Raw genomic sequence first — 17,183 nt, 5'->3', positions numbered from 1 at the left:
ATCTCTCCCTTTAACCCCATGCCTTCTTTATAAGCCAATGGCACATTTTTGGAAACCCGGGCATGTGGCGCGCGCGGGTCACACTGCGGGAGCCCCGCGTCAGTGGTCGGGGGATCGTGATGGCGTGGGCATTGTTTGGCCAAAATTGCCCTGTTATGCAGGTCCGTCTTATTCATCTTTCATTTACGGAGCGGTAGAGCAGTGCGGTTATGGCGGCGAGCATCGGCGGTTGTGCTTCTGGTTATCGGGGCAATGGCGGCCAGCGTCTCGTTCGCCCAGGCCATGCCGCAGCTTCTGATCGATATGCGCACCAATGAGGTGCTCTACGAGAATGAAGCTGGCGTGCCCTGGCATCCGGCGTCACTCACAAAGCTCATGACCGCGCTCATCGCGTTCGAAGCGATCGAAACCGGGCAGGCGTCCTTGGCCACGCCTGTGATCACGTCCGCCAACGCGTTGAGCGTGCCGCCGTCGAAAATGGGCTTTCCGGTCGGCACGGCAATTACCATGGAGGACGCGCTTTATTTCCTCATCATCAAATCGGCCAACGACATCGCCATTGCTATCGGCGAGACGATCGCGGGTAGTGAGCCGGCCTTTATCGAGATGATGAATGCGCGCGCCAGGATGATGGGGCTGACGGGTACCCATTTCGTCAATCCGCACGGCCTGCATGATCCGGCCCAAGTCACGACCGCGCGCGACATGGCGATGATTGCCCTTACGATCCGTGCGCGCTTTCCGCAATACGATGCGATCTTCTCAACGCGTACGGTCGAGACGGGTCAGACCCGCATGCATACCAACAATGAATTGCTGACGAGCTTTGAGGGCACCGATGGCATGAAAACCGGCTATATCTGCGCGTCGGGCCTCAATGTCGTCGCGACGGCTCTGCGCGGCGGGCGCCATTTGATGGCGGTTACGTTCGGCGCGAATTCGTCGCGCGAGCGCGGCGAGATGACGGCTCAGATGCTGTTTTCGGGGTTTGCCGGCGGCTATCGCGGCACAGGCCGCAATGTTCTCGATATCGTCAACCAGACGGGGCTCCTGCCCGTTGATATGCGCGCCAATATCTGTGGCGCCAATGCCGAGCAGTATCGGGCAGAACGCGCCGAAGCGTTTTCCGCGGGTCTTGAGGGGCAGATTTCCTATCTTAACGACACGATCGTTCCGCCCACTCACCGTGCCACCATATTGGGACGGTTGGCCGACGTTCCATTGCCGCGGCCGCGGCCGGCCATGCCGGGCTCACCGTCGGTTGCTGCCAATGACAATGAAGAAGTGGCTACGACGGGCTTTGGCGATTCTTCGATCATCTCGCTACAGCCGAGCGGACAGTCCGGATCAAGTCTCGCGCAGCCGTTTCTCTAGCTGCCTTCGAGATCGCCTGAGCTAATCTGCCTTCACAATCTCGAAGCGCAGTTGGCCGTCAGTCTGGCTGGTGCTGACATCGTACCCGTTCTGCTGACAGAAATGGGGAATATCGATCTTCGCCATCGGGTCTGTGGCCAGAATGACCAGCCGCGTTCCTGCTGGGATCTCGGCCAGACGCTTTTCCGCCTTGAGGACGGGAAGCGGGCATTTTAGTCCGCGGGCGTCGAGAATGCTCTCAGTCATTACTCTTGAAGTGACTTTCGTTGTTTGGGCCCCGGGCATCCGATTTTCAAATCATCGGACGTCGGACAGCGTTGGCAATAGATTATTTAATGGTGTGAAGTACCTTAAGGAGAATTACGAGAGAAGAAGGTTCTCGGAGATGGCAACTCCGGCCAAGTCCGTTGCCGATGCAACGTTTCGGTCCGCGCTTGACGATAGTGTGAGGCTTTTGGCCAATATGCCGGGCCGGTATCATCTTGAAAAGTGGAAACATGTCCAGGATCGCAAGGTCTCGGAGTTCGCTTGCCGCATTCAGCGCATTTCGCCGGCGATGATGGGCCTCGCGGCGCCGGTTAGCGGAAATGTGGGCGATTGGGTCGTTACCCATTTTCCAGAGTTCGGGCGCCTGCGTGGACAGGTGCAACGCACGCTGGGGTTCGGGTTCACCATGGCGCTGGAGCTGTCGGAAGCCGAAAAGCAACGCCTTGCGGACAAGATCGTGTGGCTAGGAAAGCGCAAGAATTTCGCGGTGAGCGATCTGCGCCGCCACACCCGTATATATCCCCGCAATCCCGAATCGACGCTCGTGCTCGCTGATGGGCGCCTGGTGCCCTGTTTCGTTATCGACCTGTCGCGGTCCGGCGCTGCGGTTTCCGCCGATATCGAGGTCAAGATCGGAACGCCCATGGCGCTAGGGTCAGTGGTCGGTCGCATCGTGCGAACGCTTGAGCCCGGCTTCGCTATCCAGTTCGTCGAGATGCTGCCCGAAAGCGAGCTCGAGCGACGTTTAATACGCACGGCCGCCGAGCTGTTGCCCGAACTGCGCGAACGTCTTCATCACCACTGATCATCCCATAACGATCGGCCCCTGCGTAGTCTTGCCCGATCGCTCAATCTGGGAACCAGGCTTTAGCGGCCCATCAACATCACCCAATGGGTGCCATAGGCTGAGCTGGGGTCATAGACCGCAGCAAAGCCTACTCGGCGTGCATCGCCCTGGGCCATGACATCGGCGTCGGCCGGGCTGTTGCGCCAGCCAGAGAATGTGTCAGCGAAATTGGAATAACCAGCGCTCAGCCGCAAGGCGGCAGCATCGGCGGGGCGTGAAGGCGCATTGCCCGAGCTTGCATATTGCGTTGCGAGTGCCTGGGCCTGCGCGTCAAGACTGGGGTCGGCTGCCAACGGAGCGGCGCCGCGAAGGGCACGGTACTGGTTGACGATCGAAAGCGCGGACTGACGATCCATCTGGGCGCCGGGGCTGTTGATTTCGGCGACGAGACCGGGCGCAAGGCCGGTGGACGCTGTGGTCATCGGTGCGCCGGTGCATCCTGCCAGACCGGCAAGGCACATCAGGGCCAGCATGGAGCCAATGGCGGCAGTGGGGCGCGTCCTGGCGGATGCAGTGGTCATGACAAAGCCTTCTTGTTTTGCAGAATGTGATGGATAGAGCGTTGCCGCACTGAAACAGCAACAAAGCCGCAAAAATGCGGCACATTTCTTACCACGCCGTTAACCATGTCTGCCGATTTCCGTGCAGGACGCAACGCCAGGCGGCTCAAACCGTTAACAGAACGTTGCGAACTGGCACGCCAATTGCGACGTTACTGCTGTGAGGCACGCTATATGTGCCAGATCGGGACAAATGTCCCATTCTGAAACAGGATGAATGGTTTTGAGTGGTACAGGTGACACAAAGCGGTACGTTTCGGCCCACCGGCTTCCGGTGAGCCTTCCGCTCGCGCGTCCCAAGCCCAGCACGGCCGGTGCTCCGCAAGCGGCGTTTCTAACCCAATTGCTCGGAACGCCGCAACGCACAGGCGGACAGTCTGCGCCGCAGGCGTTTTCGACCTATCGTAGCGTGGAAACAAGCGATCTCAAGCGCATGCCGATGGGCTATCGCAAAGCGCTTTCCGCCTAACTATTCAATGCCGCCGAACTGGACGTCGCGCGCCGCAGCACGGATCGAGACCGTAAAGCCGGCGATAACGTCGATCAGCGCCATGATCATCAGTATGAAGAACACCGAGGTCGCGGCAAAGCCGACAAGCAGGAATTCGATGAGGCAGACCACAAACACTGCCGTCGAAAGCATGTGATCGACTACAGACGCGTTCCCGAAGCGGGTTGCCTTGAGGATTTCACCGAAAAGCAGCACCAGCGAAACGACGATAAAGACGTCGCCCACGCTCAAATCCCACACGCCGCCGGAGACCATGGAAATCGTGGCGATGGGCGCTGCCCACGCAGCGCCGTCCGAGAAGCCGAACAGGGCCATCAGGTTGTAAACGATGAGCGGTAGGGCAAGCAGCGGCGGGACGAACATGGCGCGAAGAACTCACAGGGTCAGAGTGAGTGCAAGCTTGCCGTAAGTGTCCGGAAATAACCAGCAGAGATATGAGGACGTCGCCGGACCTTAGATCCGGCGACGCGTGTTGGATCAGGATTTTGCGGGGAGGGGGCCGACCATTTTTTCGGGGCGGACTTCGGCGTCGAATTCTTCACCGGTCAAAAGCCCAAGATTAATGGCTTCTTCGCGCAAAGTAGTGCCGTTCTTATGGGCGGTCTTGGCGATCTTTGCCGCGTTGTCGTAGCCGATCTTGCGATTGAGCGCGGTGACCAGCATCAGCGAATTGTTCAAATGTTCGTTGATCTTCTTGCGGTCGGGCTCGAGGCCGATGGCGCAATTGTCGTTGAACGATTTGGCAGCGTCGGCAAGAAGCCGGACGGACTGAATGAAATTGTAAGCGATGACGGGTTTGAAGACGTTGAGCTCGAAATTGCCCTGGCTGGCGGCAAAGCCGATGGTCGCGTCATTGCCCATGACCTGAGCGACGACCATGGTCATCGCCTCGGATTGGGTTGGGTTGACCTTACCCGGCATGATCGACGAACCGGGCTCGTTTTCCGGAATGGTGATTTCGCCTAGGCCCGAGCGCGGACCAGAGGCCAGCCAGCGCACGTCATTAGCGATCTTCATGAAGGCGACGGCGAGCTGTTTCAGTGCTCCCGATGCGCCGACGAAGGCGTCATGGCCGGCAAGCACGGCAAACTTGTTGGGGGCTGTGACGAAGGCATGGCCCGAGAGGGTCGAGATTTCGTCGGCGACGGTCTTTGCGTAGTCGGGATGGGTATTGAGGCCCGTGCCGACGGCGGTGCCGCCGAGCGCGAGTTCGCGGAGCTGCGGCAAGGTCGCCTCGACAGCCTTGAGCGCCAGATCGATCTGGGCGACCCAGCCCGAAATTTCCTGGCCGAGCGTCAGAGGCGTTGCGTCCTGAAGGTGGGTGCGCCCGATCTTGACGACGTCCATGAATTCTTTGGACTTGGCGTCGAGCGTGTCGCGCAGCAACTTGACCTTTGGGAACAGGACGTCCTCGATCACGGTGATGGCGGCGATGTGCATTGCTGTTGGGTAGGTGTCGTTTGACGACTGGCTCATATTGACGTGATCGTTGGGATGGACGGGCTTTTTCGAGCCCATCTCGCCCTTGGCCATTTCGATGGCGCGGTTCGAGATCACTTCATTGACGTTCATATTCGATTGGGTGCCCGAACCGGTCTGCCAGACGACGAGCGGGAAATGATCATCGAGCGTGCCGGCGATGACTTCATCGGCAGCGGCGATGATCAGGTCGCGGGTCGCGTCATCCATCAGGCCGAGCTTGGTGTTGGTGATCGCGGCGGCTTTTTTTAAGATACCGAAGGCGTGGACGATCTCGAGCGGCATTTTCTCGCCACCGATATCGAAGTTCATCAACGAGCGCGCGGTCTGGGCGCCGTAATATTTGTCGTTCGGAACGTCGATGGGGCCCATCGAGTCGGTTTCGGTCCGTGTGCTCATCTTTCCTCCGATAAATCTTTCAAGGTCGCGCTTCCGAACCGCAAAACCGGGTCCACTTTTGCTTGAAGCGTTCCTGGGCAAACAAAACGGCCAGCCCTCTTTCAAGGACTGGCCGTAGTCTCAAACGGGTGAACCCGTCAATGGCGCTTTGGTCTAAAGCGCCTGAACCCCAAAAGCTTAGTTGCTCTTGGGCTCCATGATCTGACGGCCGCGATACATGCCGGACTTGAGGTCCACATGGTGCGGGCGACGAAGTTCGCCGCTATCCTTGTCCTCGACGTAAGCCGAAGCCTTGAGCGCGTCAGCCGAGCGGCGGAAACCGCGCTTCATCGGCGTCGTCTTCCTCTTGGGAACTGCCATTTCAAAAACTCCATTCTTGCCGCGCAACCGGAAAGGACAATAGAACCTTGCCGCGCCGGTCACGCCAAAACGTTTGTACCGTGTTCGGATCGAGGCGCTCTATATAGGATCAAGACGGCTTTGACTAGTCTTTGCCAGCGCAAATTGTTGCTGTTGTCAAAGCTCAGGCGTGCCCCGGAACAGGCAGCGGGCGTGCTCGGGAAATTGACGCGCGCGCGCTTCGACGATTCCAGCAATTCGAACCAGCCCGGCTGTCGGTTGGCCGGGGCGGCGGACATGGGGATTGGGCAGGGCGGTGGTCAAGAGCGCGGCGCGCTGCCAAGTGAAGCTCTCGGCGCTGGTCCCGAATGCCGCCTGCGCTCCAGCTTCAACGCCAAACTGGCCATTGGGGCCCCATTCGGCGATGTTGAGGTATATTTCCATAATGCGGCGTTTGGGCAGAACGAGGTCGATATAGATGGCGAGCGGGACTTCGAGTGCCTTGCGAATAACGGAGCGACCGTTCCAGAGGAAAAGATTGCGCGCGACCTGCATCGTGATCGTGGAGGCGCCCCTGGCATCGCGTCCGGCGAGATAATTGTCGATTTCCGATCGAAGGGCGGAAATGTCTATGCCGTGATGGGTGCAGAACTGGCCGTCTTCGGACAGGACGACAGCCGTGCGCAGGCGGTCGGATATGGAATCGAGGTCGCGCCACTCGCGCTGGACGGGCTGGCCGGTCACATAGCGCGACAGCATCAGGGTCGAGACCGGCGGGGCGATAGAATAGACGGGCACCATGACAAGAGGGATCGCGATGACGATGGTCAGCGCGAGCAACGGATACCGCGCCCATCGCCAGATTTTTCTGCCCATCGCTCTACGTCGTCCGGCCAAACCCGTACCCTTACGTCCTAACGCTTCGCGGCGGCTTGTAGAATAGAGCGTGAGGCATTAGCAAATCGAACCATGACCAGTGCGCCCTTCGATACACAACTTGCCGCCTGTGCCCAACGGACCGAAGCGTTTCTCATCGCGCGGTTGGACGGGCTCACCGCTGCGCCACGGCTGACCGACGCCATGCGCCATGGCGCGCTGGGCGGGGGCAAGCGGCTGCGCCCATTTCTTGTAGAAGCAAGTGCACGGCTATTTGGCGTCGAGGAGCGCGAATATCTCGCGGCCGGCGCTGCGCTCGAAATGGTCCATTGCTATTCGCTGGTCCATGACGATCTGCCCGACATGGACAATGATCATCTGCGCCGTGGCAAGCCAACGGTCTGGAAAGCTTATGATCCGGCGCTGGCGATTCTGGCCGGTGACGCGCTCCTGACGGAAGCGTTTCGGGTTCTGACGGACCCGCAACTGATCGCGGATTCCGAAACCCGGTCGGAACTTGTCGCCGCCCTAGCGGTGGGCTCCGGCCCGGACGGTATGGTGGCCGGCCAGGTGCTCGATATCGAAGGCGAGACAAAAAGGCTCGATGAGGACGACATCTTCAAGATGCAGGCGCTCAAAACCGGGGCGCTGATCCGTACGGGCGTCGAGATGGGCGCGATTCTCGGTCGTGCCGATGTCGAAACGCGGGCGGCGCTGGTGCTTTATGGGGTGCATGCCGGGCTGGCGTTCCAGATCGCCGACGACATTCTCGATGTTACTGCATCATCGCACGCCTTGGGCAAGACAGTGGGCAAGGATGTGGAGCAGAACAAATCGACGATCGTCTCATTGCGTGGCGTCGATGGCGCCCGGGAAATCCTCGAGCATGCTGTTGAGCAGGGGATCAGGGCGCTGAACGGGTTTGGCCAGGACGCTGAAATATTGCGGATATTGATACGCCATTTTGCCGAACGCGAGCACTAAGCGATGTTCCTGCCGCTCTATGACAGCAACAAGATAGCCCATGTCGAATTTCCGTTCGTCAATTATGGGCTGATCGGCATCTGTGTGCTTGTTTTTCTCGTGCAGTCCGCAGGTGGGCAGGCTGGGTTGAACCAGTCTCATATCGTGTTCGGCCTGATCCCTGTTGTGGCTACAGGTGCGGTCGAAGGGCCCGCGCCTTGGTTGCCCGATCAGGCGCCATTTCTCTCTTACATGTTCCTGCACGGCGATTGGCTGCATTTGGCGACCAATATGCTGTTTCTCTGGGTGTTCGGGGACAATATCGAAGATGCCATGGGGCATGTCCGATATCTTGCGTTCTATCTTGTGTGCGGCGTTCTGGCCGCGCTCGCTCATGTGCTGTTTTTTGCCGATAGCATGGGACCATTGGTCGGGGCGTCGGGGGCGGTGGCTGGGGTGCTCGGAGCCTATCTGGTGCTTTATCCCCGGGTGCGCGTTTTCGTGCTCAACCGGCTGATCGTCACCTTCCCGCTGGCCCTTCCAGCCTGGGCTGTCCTCGGGGCGTGGATCGCGACCCAAGTCTTCTTTGTCCTCGTCAGTAGCGATGACGGTGTGGCTTGGTGGGCGCATATCGGCGGGGTCGTGGCCGGTGCAGCGTTAGTTGTCGTATTCAAGCGGCGCAGCGTTCCGCTTTGGGGCCGAAGTTAACTGCCGTAAAGATTTCTTAATGCCGGTGCGTCTAGGCTTATGGTCCCGCGCAGAAGGCGTAAGAGGACGTGATGAGCGATATTGCTGCGACGGCGGTGGCCATGAAGCAGGCCCAGACTGTCCATATGACCCAACTCGCCATGGTCAAAAAGCAGCACGAGATGGACATGAGCCTCATTTCGATGCTCACGGAAGCCGTCCAGAGCGCGCCCGCCCCTGAAGGCATGGGCACGAAGGTCGACAAACGCGCCTGAGTGCAGCCATGCTCATCCAGCACTCTCCGCCTGTGATATTGCATCGGATGGCCCGAATCGAGGCACGGAGCCTTGAAGCGGGACCGGTGCTTATCGCCAAGTATCAGGCTGAACAGATGATCGCCCAAGCCATAGAAGCGCACGATCCTCAAGCCTCCCAGGTAGGGCCATCGCATCTGGTAGACACAAGAGCATGAGCGCAGCAATTGCGTGCAATTGCAAATAATCCGCATAGTCTTTGTTGAGGATGCGGCTTTCCATTGTGGAAACCTGAGTGGTTTTGTTGTTAACGCGGCAGCAAGCGGGCCGTTTCTTGTTAAACATGTTCGTATAACCGCGCCCAGCCGGCTCAAACTTTATGGCATGGTCCACTCCAAAGATGTGAAGGGGGACCGCAATGTCCGAGATGGTATTTGAGAATTTTGACCACGAAGCCAAGGCGCTTTGGGGCAATCACGTGCTCAAGCTCCGCCATACGCTGCACGAACGCGCGCTGTTTTCCGACGACAAGCTGGGCGCGATCCTCGACCAGATTCCAGAGCACCGCATGGCGATCAACACCATGGGGATTGGCACCCATGATGCGGGCACCTGGAGCTATTGCAAACGGGGCGATCTTTCTGGCGTTGAGTTGATCAATGCCGTCCAGCAGGGGCGCATCTGGATCAACGTCACCAAGATCGCAGAATTCGTGCCGGAATTTTCCGAACTCATGGATGAGATGTTTGCCGAAATCGAAGGCAATGTTCCCGATCTCGGCGTGTTTCGTAAATCCATGGGCCTGCTGATTTCGTCCCCCAACGCGCAGGTTTTCTACCACGCAGATGTCCCGGGGCAGGCGCTGTGGCAGATCCGGGGCGAAAAGCGCATCTGGATCTATCCCAATACCGAACCCTTTTTGAAGCCCAAGGCACTCGAAGGCATCATTCGCGGTACGACCGAGGAAGAGATGACCTATCAGCCGTGGTTCGACAAGTACGCCGAGGTGATCGATCTGAAGCCGGGCGACATGGCGCATTGGCCGCTTAATGGTCCACATCGGGTCGAGAACAAGGATTGTCTCAATATTTCGGTCACGACCGAACATTGGACGCCTGAAATCCGACGGCACTTTGCCGTGCAATACGGCAACGGCATCCTGCGCCAATTCGGTTGGACGCCGAAATCGCGTGATCTTTATGGACCGACAGCCTGGGCCAAAATCGCCATGACGGCGGCGTGGCGGCTCTCCGGCCAGCAAAAGCGCCAGGCGTTCAAGCGCCAGATGCGGTTCAAGCTCGATACCAAGGCGCCTGGTCTTTTGGTGCCGTTCGGTTCGGCCGCCTAAACGGCGCGGGCCGCTGGCACGGCGCCAGGGTCTAGGAAGGGTGGTGTTGCATGATCGAATTTGCTGAAGCTGCAATCAGTCTTGCCGGGCTTCTGGCCTGGCAGCGACCGGTGGAGTTTACCCTGCCATGCCGGGCAGTGGTGCTCGATGCAAATGGTGTCCGGGCCATTGACCCTTCCGCCTGGGATCGCTTGGCGGCCGATGCGCTTGAGTGCAATCCCTGGTTGAGCCGCCAGATGGTTCTCGCGGGTCTCGACGCGTTAGAGGCTGAGACAGGATATCACGCGCTGGCGCTCTACAATACGGGATCAGAGGAACTGATCGGGTTTCTTCCGTTCCGCAAGCGCGGGGTTGGCCCGTTCGCTTTGGCGCGGCCTGCGCTCAATCTCTATCAGGTCGGCGGCACGCCCTTGATCTCGCGCGAGCACGCGGCCCTCGCGCTGACGAGCCTGCTCGATATGATGGCGAGTGGTTCCAAGATCCCGCAACGCTGGGTGTTTCCACATGTTGCCATGGACGGCCCGTTCATGGAGCGATTGCGACGAAAGGCCGATCGCGCTGGGCTCGATTTCGCCGTCGCAGCGGCCTATCAGCGTCCGGTTCTGCGTCGGGATGCTCATGATTTTTCAAGCCATGTGGCGACTGTGGTGGGGAAAAAACGCGCCAAGGATATCGAACGCAATCTGCGCCGCCTCGAGCAGGAGGGCGTTGTGGCGTTCGAGCGCGTGAAAAACGCGGAGGCGGTCGCGGCGCGCGTCGAGGACTTTTTGCGCATAGAGGCCTCGGGCTGGAAGGGGCAGAGGGGGACCGCGTTCCTGTCGCGACCACGCGATGCGAGTTTTGCGCGTCGTGCCTATGGCGGCATGCCGGAAGCTGCGGGGCTCGCCTCGGTCGACAGCCTGTTGCTCGACGGCGAGCCGATCGCGGTATCGATCAACATTTCCACCGGGCGCACGCTGTTTACGCCCAAATGCGCTTTCGATGAACGCTACCGCAAATTCGGGCCGGGGATGATGCTCGAATACAAGGTGATCGAAGCGTTTTTCGCCGAGGATGCGCATCGTGAGATGGATGCGGCGACGACCGTCGACGGGCATGTCATTTCCGGGCTGTGGGGCCAGACAAAGCCGATGGGGACCTTGGTCATCGGACCAAAAGGGTTTGTAACGCAATGGATCGCAAGCGGCATCGATGCTGCGATCAGCGTCAAGAGCTGGCTCAAGCGGGTCTTGCGGCGGGGCTGATCGGTTTACGCGGGAAGGACTGCGCGGCGCAGGGCCTTCACTAAAGCAGTTTCGAGTTTGCCGGCATTTGCCATGCTTTCGAGCAGTTCCAATGCCTTTTCCGGTGGCATTGCCGATTTGTAAGACCGTCTTTCGCACAAGGCGCCATAGATGTCGCAAACGGTCAGGATGCGGGTCACGTCGCCCAGTTGCGACCCGGACAGATGATCGGGATAGCCTGATCCGTCGAGATACTCGTGATGACCGCGAACTGCGTCCAGAATGACGCCATCGAGTTCCCCCTGGCTCAAGAGGTAGTCATACCCGATCACAGGGTGCTGCGCGATGGTTCTGAATTCGTGCTGACTGAGGGCACCAGGTTTTTCAAGGATATCAATGGGGATCATAGCCTTGCCGATATCGTGGAGAAGGCCAGCCGTCGTGAGGAGCGAGACGTCGGAATGGCTCATGCCGAGTGCCTGAGCAAAACTGGTGAGAACGCCTGTGACCAACAGGCAGTGCTGGAATGTGCCCTGGTGATGTGCTCGTACCGCCTCTAGCCAAGAGGCGATGCCGTCGTCGGCGATGGCGTCCGCGATATCTTCGCTGGCACTCTCAAGTTCCGATCGGCGGAGCATGCCACCGGACTGGATTGCATCGAAAACGCCGCCCAGCGCTCGCGAGCCAGTATGGGTCGTAGTGACGAGCGCGGCCAAGGGCTCCTCGGCAAGAGCGGAGGATCGCGCCCCATAAGCCTCCGCGAGGATCGCCTGAAGATCTTCGATGCTCAATGGACGGGGACGGATCGATCGCGCGCCTAGAACCTGAGCCTGTACGACTTCAATACGACGCCCCTGATTGACGGCGAAGTGGCGCGGTATCTGCCGATCAACCGATTTCAAGGTCTGGCGCAGAAGTTCGATCGTCGAACCACAGGTGAGGTCGGCATCCACGACAATGACCTTGAAGTCCGTGTTGTCGTGCGGTCGCGACGCATCCAGGGCCTCGATGCGGACATTGGAGGGCCAGGCAAGACTGGCGACATCATCGCGCGATTGCGGGTCCGTCAGAAACAGAACCTCTTGAGCAACCGCCTTCATTTTTCAACGTGCACTTCGGGCACCGCACGGTGAGTTGACCGAGTGCCTAAAATACAAGCAAGTCCTCAATTTTTAGTAAGTAGGTTTCCTGCCTCAAATTTCGAGCAATGTTTCGATGACTCGGCGCCCATCTGGGCTGTCCCAATGGGCCGGCCCTTGCAACACGCCCAGTTCGCAGCCGTCCTCGCCCACGAGGACGGTTGCCGGCAGCCCGAGGGTCACCGCGTCGTTCCGCAGACGTTCAAAGAGCTGGTAGGTGGGATCTGCATACAAGGCGAGATTGCCGGCGCCGATCTCGTCGAGGAACAGTTGCGCGGCGGTGGGGCCGTCGGACCCCATGTCGAGGCTGACGGCGACGACTTGGAAGTCATCCCCGCCGTAGTCCTCCTGCAGGGCATCGAGGAAGGGCATTTCTTCCCGGCACGGGGCGCACCATGTGGCCCAGAAATTGACGAGGAGCTTCTTTCCGGCGAAATCGGCAAGCGTTATCGGATTGCCGTCGGCGTCCTGGAAGGCGAGGTCGGAATAATCGCGCCATTGCTGGGACGGCATGAGGGCCGCAAGCTCGCCACGTGCTGCATCGTCGATGGTCTGGGCGATCTCGGGCTGTGCGGGACAGCTTGCCGCGAGCCCCATGCCGCCATTGCTAACCCAAACCGCCGTCGCTATACCTACCGCCGCTGCGGAAAGACCGACGCCGGCCAACAGCCTGCGGGGCTTTTTGCGCTTTTCGCCTGTGTCCGACTCGTTCTGGTCCATCAATCTTCACTCGTACAAAATCTAAGGGGCGCCGATGAGCAATCGCATGTGGGGAGGCCGGTTCGCATCCGGTCCCGACGCCATCATGGAAGAGATCAACGCTTCTATCGGTTTCGACAAACGCCTCTATACGCAAGACATTGCCGGCTCCATAGCGCATGCCAACATGCTTGAAACAGTCGGCATTCTGACGCGCGACGATAAGGACGCGATCGTGTCCGGTCTAGAGACCGTGCGCGGCGAAATCGAGAGGGGAGAGTTCACCTTCTCGCGAGCGCTCGAGGACATTCACATGAATGTCGAAAGCCGGCTCAAGGAGTTGATCGGGGAACCCGCGGGGCGCTTGCACACCGCACGGTCGCGCAACGACCAAGTGGCCACGGACTTCAAACTCTATGTGCGCGATTGTCTCGATACGCTGGTTGCTCAGGTCGAGACTCTCCAGAAAGTTCTGATCGACAAGGCCGAGGCTGAAGCCGAGACTGTCATGCCGGGCTTTACGCATCTGCAAAGTGCGCAGCCGGTGACATTTGGCCATCATATGCTCGCCTATGTCGAGATGCTGGCGCGCGACAAGGGACGCCTTCTCGATGCGCGGGCGCGGCTCAATGAAAGCCCGCTGGGCGCGGCGGCACTGGCGGGCACTAGCTTTCCGATCGACCGGCACATGACCGCAGAAGCGCTCGGGTTCGACCGCCCGACGGCCAATTCGCTCGATGCGGTTTCGGACCGCGATTTCATTTTGGAAACGCTCTCTGCCGCTTCGATCTGCGCCATGCATTTGTCGCGACTGTCGGAAGAACTGGTGATCTGGTCTTCGGCGCAGTTCGCCTTCGTGCGGCTTTCGGACAAGTTTTCGACCGGCTCTTCGATCATGCCGCAAAAGCGCAATCCAGACGCAGCGGAGTTGATCCGGGCCAAGGTGGCGCGGATTTTCTCGGCGTTCTCGTCGCTGCTGATCGTGATGAAGGGGCTGCCCTTGGCCTATTCCAAGGACATGCAGGAAGACAAGGAAGTTGCTTTCGACGCGCTCGATAATTTCTCGCTCTCACTGGCGGCGATGACCGGGATGATGAGCGATCTGACCGTCAATCGCGAGAAGATGGCGGCTGCGGCGGGTGCTGGATTTTCTACCGCGACGGATCTGGCCGACTGGCTTGTGCGGGCGGTCAATGTGCCTTTCCGCGATGCCCACCACATCACCGGCCGAGCGGTTGCGGCGGCGGAAGCCAAGGGCTGTGGTCTCGAAGGTCTGACCATCGAAGATTTCAAGGAAATCGACGAGCGGATCACCAGCCAGGTCTTCAAGGTGCTTGGGGTGGACAATTCGGTCAAGTCGCGCACGAGCTTTGGCGGTACGGCGCCGGCCAATGTCAAAGAACAGGTCAAGCTCTGGCGGGCACGGTTGGGAGCTTAAAGTTGGTGCACCACTTTCAATATCGCGCCGGAACGATGTTTGCCGAGGACGTCGATCTGATGGAGGTTGCCGAAGAGATCGGCACTCCGTTTTACTGCTATTCCGAAGCGACGTTCACCCGCCATATTCGGGTCATGGCCGAGGCGTTCGAAGGGATCGATACGCTGGTGGCCTACGCCATGAAGGCCAATTCGAACCAAGCGATGCTGGCTATTGCGGCGCGTGAGGGTATCGGCGCCGATGTTGTCTCGCTGGGAGAACTCGAACGCGCGTTGCGCGCCGGCATTCCGGCCGACAAGATCATCTTTTCGGGCGTGGCCAAGACACATGCCGAAATGCGTGCGGCGCTTGAAGCCGGGATATTGTGCTTTAATCTCGAATCCGAACCTGAGCTCGAACGGCTCAATACCGTGGCCGGGCAAATGGGGCGCGTTGCGCATGTGTCCGTGCGGGTGAACCCGGACGTTGACGCTAAGACGCACGCAAAGATTTCGACGGGGAAATCGGAAAACAAGTTCGGCATTCCATTCGAACGCGCTGAAGAGGTCTATGCCCGGATTGCTGCGTGTGAGCATCTCGAGGCCGTGGGTGTCGACATGCATATCGGCAGCCAGATCGTCGATCTTGAGCCTTTCGATAATGCCTTTGCGCTGCTCACGGAGCTGGTGGGGCGCCTGCGCGTTGCGGGGCACACGATCAAGCATGTGGATGTGGGTGGCGGCCTTGGCATCCCTTACCAGACCGACAACAACCCGCCGCCCGATCCGATCGAATATGCCAAAGTCGTGCGCCGTCATGTGGGACCGCTGGGCTGCAAGCTGATCCTCGAGCCCGGTCGTCTGATTGCGGGTAATGCCGGGGTATTGGTCACGCGGGTCGAATACGTGAAACCCACTGACAAGAAGTGCTTTGTCGTAGTCGATGCTGGGATGAATGATCTCATTCGTCCAACGCTCTATGAAGCGCATCACGATATCTTGCCGGTTCGCCAGTCGGCGCCGGACGCCGAGCGCATTACGGCGGATGTCGTGGGGCCGGTATGCGAAACAGGTGACTATCTGGGGCTCAACCGAACGATGGCTAGCGTCGCCGAAGGTGACCTCTTGGCGGTAATGACCGCAGGCGCCTATGGGGCGGTCATGAGTTCAAGCTACAACACGCGTCCGCTGGTCGCCGAAGTGTTGGTGAGCGGAAGCAGGTGGCACACGGTCCGTCCCCGCGAGACCCTCGACGCGCTTATTGCCCGGGACAGCGTGCCGAGTTGGCTCGACTGAATTGATGGCAGGTCGCTTCAGCGTCGTTTAGTTATTGTGGTGGGGCCGCAGGCGATCCCGCAATCCACGAAACAAGCTCTTGCGATTCTGGAGTTCGAACATTTCGCCGGGTCCCTCCGGATCGAGGACCTCGTTCTCTGCCAGCCATGCTTCGACACCCGAGAGATCCGGGGTTTCGTAGGGCTTGAGAGTGCGGCCATCGCCGCGCAAATGTTCGATCGTTTGGATCAGCGAGCCGCTGACTGCTAGGCGTTCGGCAACCAAACCTGGATTGCAGCCCAGATGTTCGGCGACAAGATCGTTGCGCAGATCGGCGATGACTTTGGATTCATCTGGCGATCTCGCCATGACGCTCACGTCGCACTCGGTGTCGAGCCGCATGGAGCGGTTGTTCATGTTCGATGAGCCGATGCGAAGGATCTGATCGTCGATGAGCAGGATCTTTGCGTGGACATAGATGGCTTCACCCCCAGCGTTGACGGGGTGATAGAGCCGAAAGCGTCCATGTGTATCAAGTCGTCGCAGCGTCTCGACAAGTCGCGCGCGAGCCGTATCCATTGCGATCGGTTCCAGCCAACCTTCGGCGGTCTCAGGGTTGACGATTACGAACTCGGGGCCGTCGGGCTCCTGAAGTCGTTTAGCAATGGCTTCGGCGATACGGCGCGACGCGAAATATTGACTTTCCGCATAGACAAACCGCTGCGCGCCGGCGATCTGGTCGAGATAGAGTTTCTCGATCTCATGGATGCCTTTTCGGTCGTCCATCTCGGGCGCCGAGCGCGAAATGGCTACCGGCATAGTCTGAAAATGTGTCCAGAGCCCTTCAGGCCAGATCGCCGCTGTGTCGGAAAGTGGCGTCATCGGAGGCTTGCCGCCCGCGTCATCCCAGCGTTCACGACAGACGCTCAAGATCGTATCGACAACCGGGCCCGTCATAGCAGAGGTCGCGTCGTGCCAGGGCTTATAGGGCTTGTTGCTGCCTGGGTGCTTACGCCTCTCGTCAGCGAAGCGATGCTCACGCGTGTCCCAGCGACCCGAGACCATGTCGATGCCGCCGACAAACGCCAGCGCCTCATCGATGACCACGATCTTTTGATGGTGCGAGGATGCTGTAGGATGGTGACGATCGAGCTTTGTATGAATGCGTGGGTGCGCCATCCACTTGAAAAGGCTCAGGAGGGTCGTGCCGCGGAATACGCTCTTGAGGGCACCGACGTCCCAGCGGAGCAGAAATATTTCGAGCTCGGGATTTCGCTCGACGAGCCAATATATGAAATCGCCAAGGGTCTCTGGTCCGCCGTCGACACTTGGGGCGCCGATCGCGATACGGGCGTCGAAATCCCACCCTATCAGCGTGATGCGCCGCTTAGCCCCCAGCATGGCCCGCCGCGCGATCGAGAAATAATCATCGGCATCCACGATCACCCCAAAACGATCGGCTTCGTGCACCTCAAGGCAATTGCTGCCGGGCACAAAGCCAGTATTGGCGATGGGGGTGGACATGGC

Annotated in this window: 19 protein-coding genes; 10 read left to right on the top strand and 9 right to left on the bottom strand. The window is 59.4% G+C overall.

What is annotated here, in order from left to right; translation table 11 throughout:
- Window positions 1-201: 201 nt before the first annotated feature.
- A complete protein-coding gene (locus BLR31_RS00445) occupies window positions 202-1,374 on the top strand; it encodes a D-alanyl-D-alanine carboxypeptidase family protein (protein ID WP_143009270.1) in 1,173 nt (390 codons plus the stop codon).
- A 21-nt stretch (window positions 1,375-1,395) separates the two neighbouring features.
- On the opposite strand, the gene BLR31_RS00440 is transcribed toward BLR31_RS00445, so the two are convergent.
- Window positions 1,396-1,620: a sulfurtransferase TusA family protein gene (locus BLR31_RS00440; protein ID WP_090591915.1), complete on the bottom strand. Its 225-nt coding sequence runs from the start codon at window positions 1,618-1,620 to the stop codon at window positions 1,396-1,398.
- A 139-nt stretch (window positions 1,621-1,759) separates the two neighbouring features.
- On the opposite strand from BLR31_RS00440, the gene BLR31_RS00435 reads away from it, so the two are divergent.
- Window positions 1,760-2,446, top strand: a complete 687-nt coding sequence (locus BLR31_RS00435) for a PilZ domain-containing protein (RefSeq protein WP_090589557.1) — start codon at window positions 1,760-1,762, stop codon at window positions 2,444-2,446.
- 62 nt (window positions 2,447-2,508) lie between these two features.
- Here the strand turns inward: BLR31_RS00435 and BLR31_RS00430 are convergent, their stop codons facing one another.
- On the bottom strand, window positions 2,509-3,009 hold the full coding sequence (locus BLR31_RS00430; RefSeq protein ID WP_090589555.1) for a CAP domain-containing protein: 501 nt from the start codon (window positions 3,007-3,009) through the stop codon (window positions 2,509-2,511).
- A gap of 262 nt (window positions 3,010-3,271) precedes the next feature.
- Between BLR31_RS00430 and BLR31_RS00425 the strand changes: the two genes are divergently transcribed.
- Window positions 3,272-3,517: a hypothetical protein gene (locus BLR31_RS00425; RefSeq protein ID WP_143009268.1), complete on the top strand. Its 246-nt coding sequence runs from the start codon at window positions 3,272-3,274 to the stop codon at window positions 3,515-3,517.
- Here BLR31_RS00425 and BLR31_RS00420 read toward each other — a convergent pair whose 3' ends face one another.
- The 4 genes from BLR31_RS00420 to BLR31_RS00405 form a co-directional block, all read right to left on the bottom strand.
- Complete coding sequence (locus BLR31_RS00420) at window positions 3,518-3,922, bottom strand: hypothetical protein (RefSeq protein WP_090589548.1); 405 nt, start codon at window positions 3,920-3,922, stop codon at window positions 3,518-3,520.
- A 114-nt stretch (window positions 3,923-4,036) separates the two neighbouring features.
- The gene (gene fumC / locus BLR31_RS00415) at window positions 4,037-5,437 is read right to left on the bottom strand and encodes a class II fumarate hydratase (RefSeq protein WP_090589546.1); all 1,401 of its coding nucleotides are present in this window, start codon (window positions 5,435-5,437) and stop codon (window positions 4,037-4,039) included.
- A gap of 177 nt (window positions 5,438-5,614) precedes the next feature.
- Window positions 5,615-5,797: a 50S ribosomal protein L32 gene (gene rpmF / locus BLR31_RS00410; protein WP_090591912.1), complete on the bottom strand. Its 183-nt coding sequence runs from the start codon at window positions 5,795-5,797 to the stop codon at window positions 5,615-5,617.
- A gap of 156 nt (window positions 5,798-5,953) precedes the next feature.
- A complete protein-coding gene (locus BLR31_RS00405; protein WP_090589542.1) occupies window positions 5,954-6,652 on the bottom strand; it encodes a transglycosylase domain-containing protein in 699 nt (232 codons plus the stop codon).
- 93 nt (window positions 6,653-6,745) lie between these two features.
- Between BLR31_RS00405 and BLR31_RS00400 the strand changes: the two genes are divergently transcribed.
- The 5 genes from BLR31_RS00400 (at window position 6,746) to BLR31_RS00380 (ending at window position 11,148) form a co-directional block, all read left to right on the top strand.
- Window positions 6,746-7,636: a polyprenyl synthetase family protein gene (locus BLR31_RS00400; protein ID WP_244504905.1), complete on the top strand. Its 891-nt coding sequence runs from the start codon at window positions 6,746-6,748 to the stop codon at window positions 7,634-7,636.
- 3 nt (window positions 7,637-7,639) lie between these two features.
- Window positions 7,640-8,323 carry a rhomboid family intramembrane serine protease gene (locus BLR31_RS00395; protein ID WP_090589534.1) on the top strand — a complete coding sequence of 228 codons (684 nt, stop codon included), beginning with the start codon at window positions 7,640-7,642 and terminating at the stop codon, window positions 8,321-8,323.
- A 71-nt stretch (window positions 8,324-8,394) separates the two neighbouring features.
- Window positions 8,395-8,577 (top strand): putative motility protein, encoded by a 183-nt coding sequence (locus BLR31_RS00390; protein ID WP_090589531.1) that lies wholly within the window; start codon window positions 8,395-8,397, stop codon window positions 8,575-8,577.
- Between the two features lie 397 nt (window positions 8,578-8,974).
- A complete protein-coding gene (locus BLR31_RS00385; RefSeq protein ID WP_090589528.1) occupies window positions 8,975-9,904 on the top strand; it encodes a cupin domain-containing protein in 930 nt (309 codons plus the stop codon).
- Window positions 9,905-9,954: 50 nt separating this feature from the next.
- The gene (locus BLR31_RS00380) at window positions 9,955-11,148 is read left to right on the top strand and encodes a GNAT family N-acetyltransferase (protein ID WP_090589524.1); all 1,194 of its coding nucleotides are present in this window, start codon (window positions 9,955-9,957) and stop codon (window positions 11,146-11,148) included.
- A 5-nt stretch (window positions 11,149-11,153) separates the two neighbouring features.
- Here BLR31_RS00380 and BLR31_RS00375 read toward each other — a convergent pair whose 3' ends face one another.
- Window positions 11,154-12,227: an HD-GYP domain-containing protein gene (locus tag BLR31_RS00375; RefSeq protein ID WP_090589520.1), complete on the bottom strand. Its 1,074-nt coding sequence runs from the start codon at window positions 12,225-12,227 to the stop codon at window positions 11,154-11,156.
- A gap of 93 nt (window positions 12,228-12,320) precedes the next feature.
- A complete protein-coding gene (locus BLR31_RS00370; RefSeq protein ID WP_090589516.1) occupies window positions 12,321-12,986 on the bottom strand; it encodes a TlpA family protein disulfide reductase in 666 nt (221 codons plus the stop codon).
- Between the two features lie 34 nt (window positions 12,987-13,020).
- Here BLR31_RS00370 and argH point away from each other — a divergent pair, with 34 nt between their 5' ends.
- Together argH and lysA are read left to right on the top strand one after the other, a co-directional pair.
- Window positions 13,021-14,403, top strand: a complete 1,383-nt coding sequence (argH, locus tag BLR31_RS00365; RefSeq protein WP_176762435.1) for an argininosuccinate lyase — start codon at window positions 13,021-13,023, stop codon at window positions 14,401-14,403.
- 5 nt (window positions 14,404-14,408) lie between these two features.
- Window positions 14,409-15,677, top strand: a complete 1,269-nt coding sequence (gene lysA, locus BLR31_RS00360) for a diaminopimelate decarboxylase (RefSeq protein WP_090591904.1) — start codon at window positions 14,409-14,411, stop codon at window positions 15,675-15,677.
- A gap of 27 nt (window positions 15,678-15,704) precedes the next feature.
- On the opposite strand, the gene BLR31_RS00355 is transcribed toward lysA, so the two are convergent.
- Window positions 15,705-17,180 (bottom strand): phospholipase D-like domain-containing protein, encoded by a 1,476-nt coding sequence (locus tag BLR31_RS00355; protein WP_090589512.1) that lies wholly within the window; start codon window positions 17,178-17,180, stop codon window positions 15,705-15,707.
- Window positions 17,181-17,183: the final 3 nt, after the last annotated feature.

The sequence above is a fragment of the Pelagibacterium luteolum genome (assembly GCF_900100665.1).
GTDB lineage: Bacteria > Pseudomonadota > Alphaproteobacteria > Rhizobiales > Devosiaceae > Pelagibacterium > Pelagibacterium luteolum.
This window is presented reverse-complemented; position numbering and strand designations above follow the sequence as displayed.

Coding starts and splice junctions, on each gene's coding strand:
- BLR31_RS00400 (WP_244504905.1), top strand. CDS start 6,746: ATGACCAGTGCGCCCTTCGATACACAACTTGCCGCCTGTGCCCAACGG.
- BLR31_RS00385 (WP_090589528.1), top strand. CDS start 8,975: ATGTCCGAGATGGTATTTGAGAATTTTGACCACGAAGCCAAGGCGCTT.
- rpmF (WP_090591912.1), bottom strand. CDS start 5,797: ATGGCAGTTCCCAAGAGGAAGACGACGCCGATGAAGCGCGGTTTCCGC.
- BLR31_RS00390 (WP_090589531.1), top strand. CDS start 8,395: ATGAGCGATATTGCTGCGACGGCGGTGGCCATGAAGCAGGCCCAGACT.
- BLR31_RS00430 (WP_090589555.1), bottom strand. CDS start 3,009: ATGACCACTGCATCCGCCAGGACGCGCCCCACTGCCGCCATTGGCTCC.
- BLR31_RS00440 (WP_090591915.1), bottom strand. CDS start 1,620: ATGACTGAGAGCATTCTCGACGCCCGCGGACTAAAATGCCCGCTTCCC.
- fumC (WP_090589546.1), bottom strand. CDS start 5,437: ATGAGCACACGGACCGAAACCGACTCGATGGGCCCCATCGACGTTCCG.
- BLR31_RS00395 (WP_090589534.1), top strand. CDS start 7,640: ATGTTCCTGCCGCTCTATGACAGCAACAAGATAGCCCATGTCGAATTT.
- BLR31_RS00375 (WP_090589520.1), bottom strand. CDS start 12,227: ATGAAGGCGGTTGCTCAAGAGGTTCTGTTTCTGACGGACCCGCAATCG.
- BLR31_RS00405 (WP_090589542.1), bottom strand. CDS start 6,652: ATGGGCAGAAAAATCTGGCGATGGGCGCGGTATCCGTTGCTCGCGCTG.
- BLR31_RS00420 (WP_090589548.1), bottom strand. CDS start 3,922: ATGTTCGTCCCGCCGCTGCTTGCCCTACCGCTCATCGTTTACAACCTG.
- BLR31_RS00370 (WP_090589516.1), bottom strand. CDS start 12,986: ATGGACCAGAACGAGTCGGACACAGGCGAAAAGCGCAAAAAGCCCCGC.
- BLR31_RS00355 (WP_090589512.1), bottom strand. CDS start 17,180: ATGTCCACCCCCATCGCCAATACTGGCTTTGTGCCCGGCAGCAATTGC.
- BLR31_RS00380 (WP_090589524.1), top strand. CDS start 9,955: ATGATCGAATTTGCTGAAGCTGCAATCAGTCTTGCCGGGCTTCTGGCC.
- BLR31_RS00435 (WP_090589557.1), top strand. CDS start 1,760: ATGGCAACTCCGGCCAAGTCCGTTGCCGATGCAACGTTTCGGTCCGCG.
- argH (WP_176762435.1), top strand. CDS start 13,021: ATGAGCAATCGCATGTGGGGAGGCCGGTTCGCATCCGGTCCCGACGCC.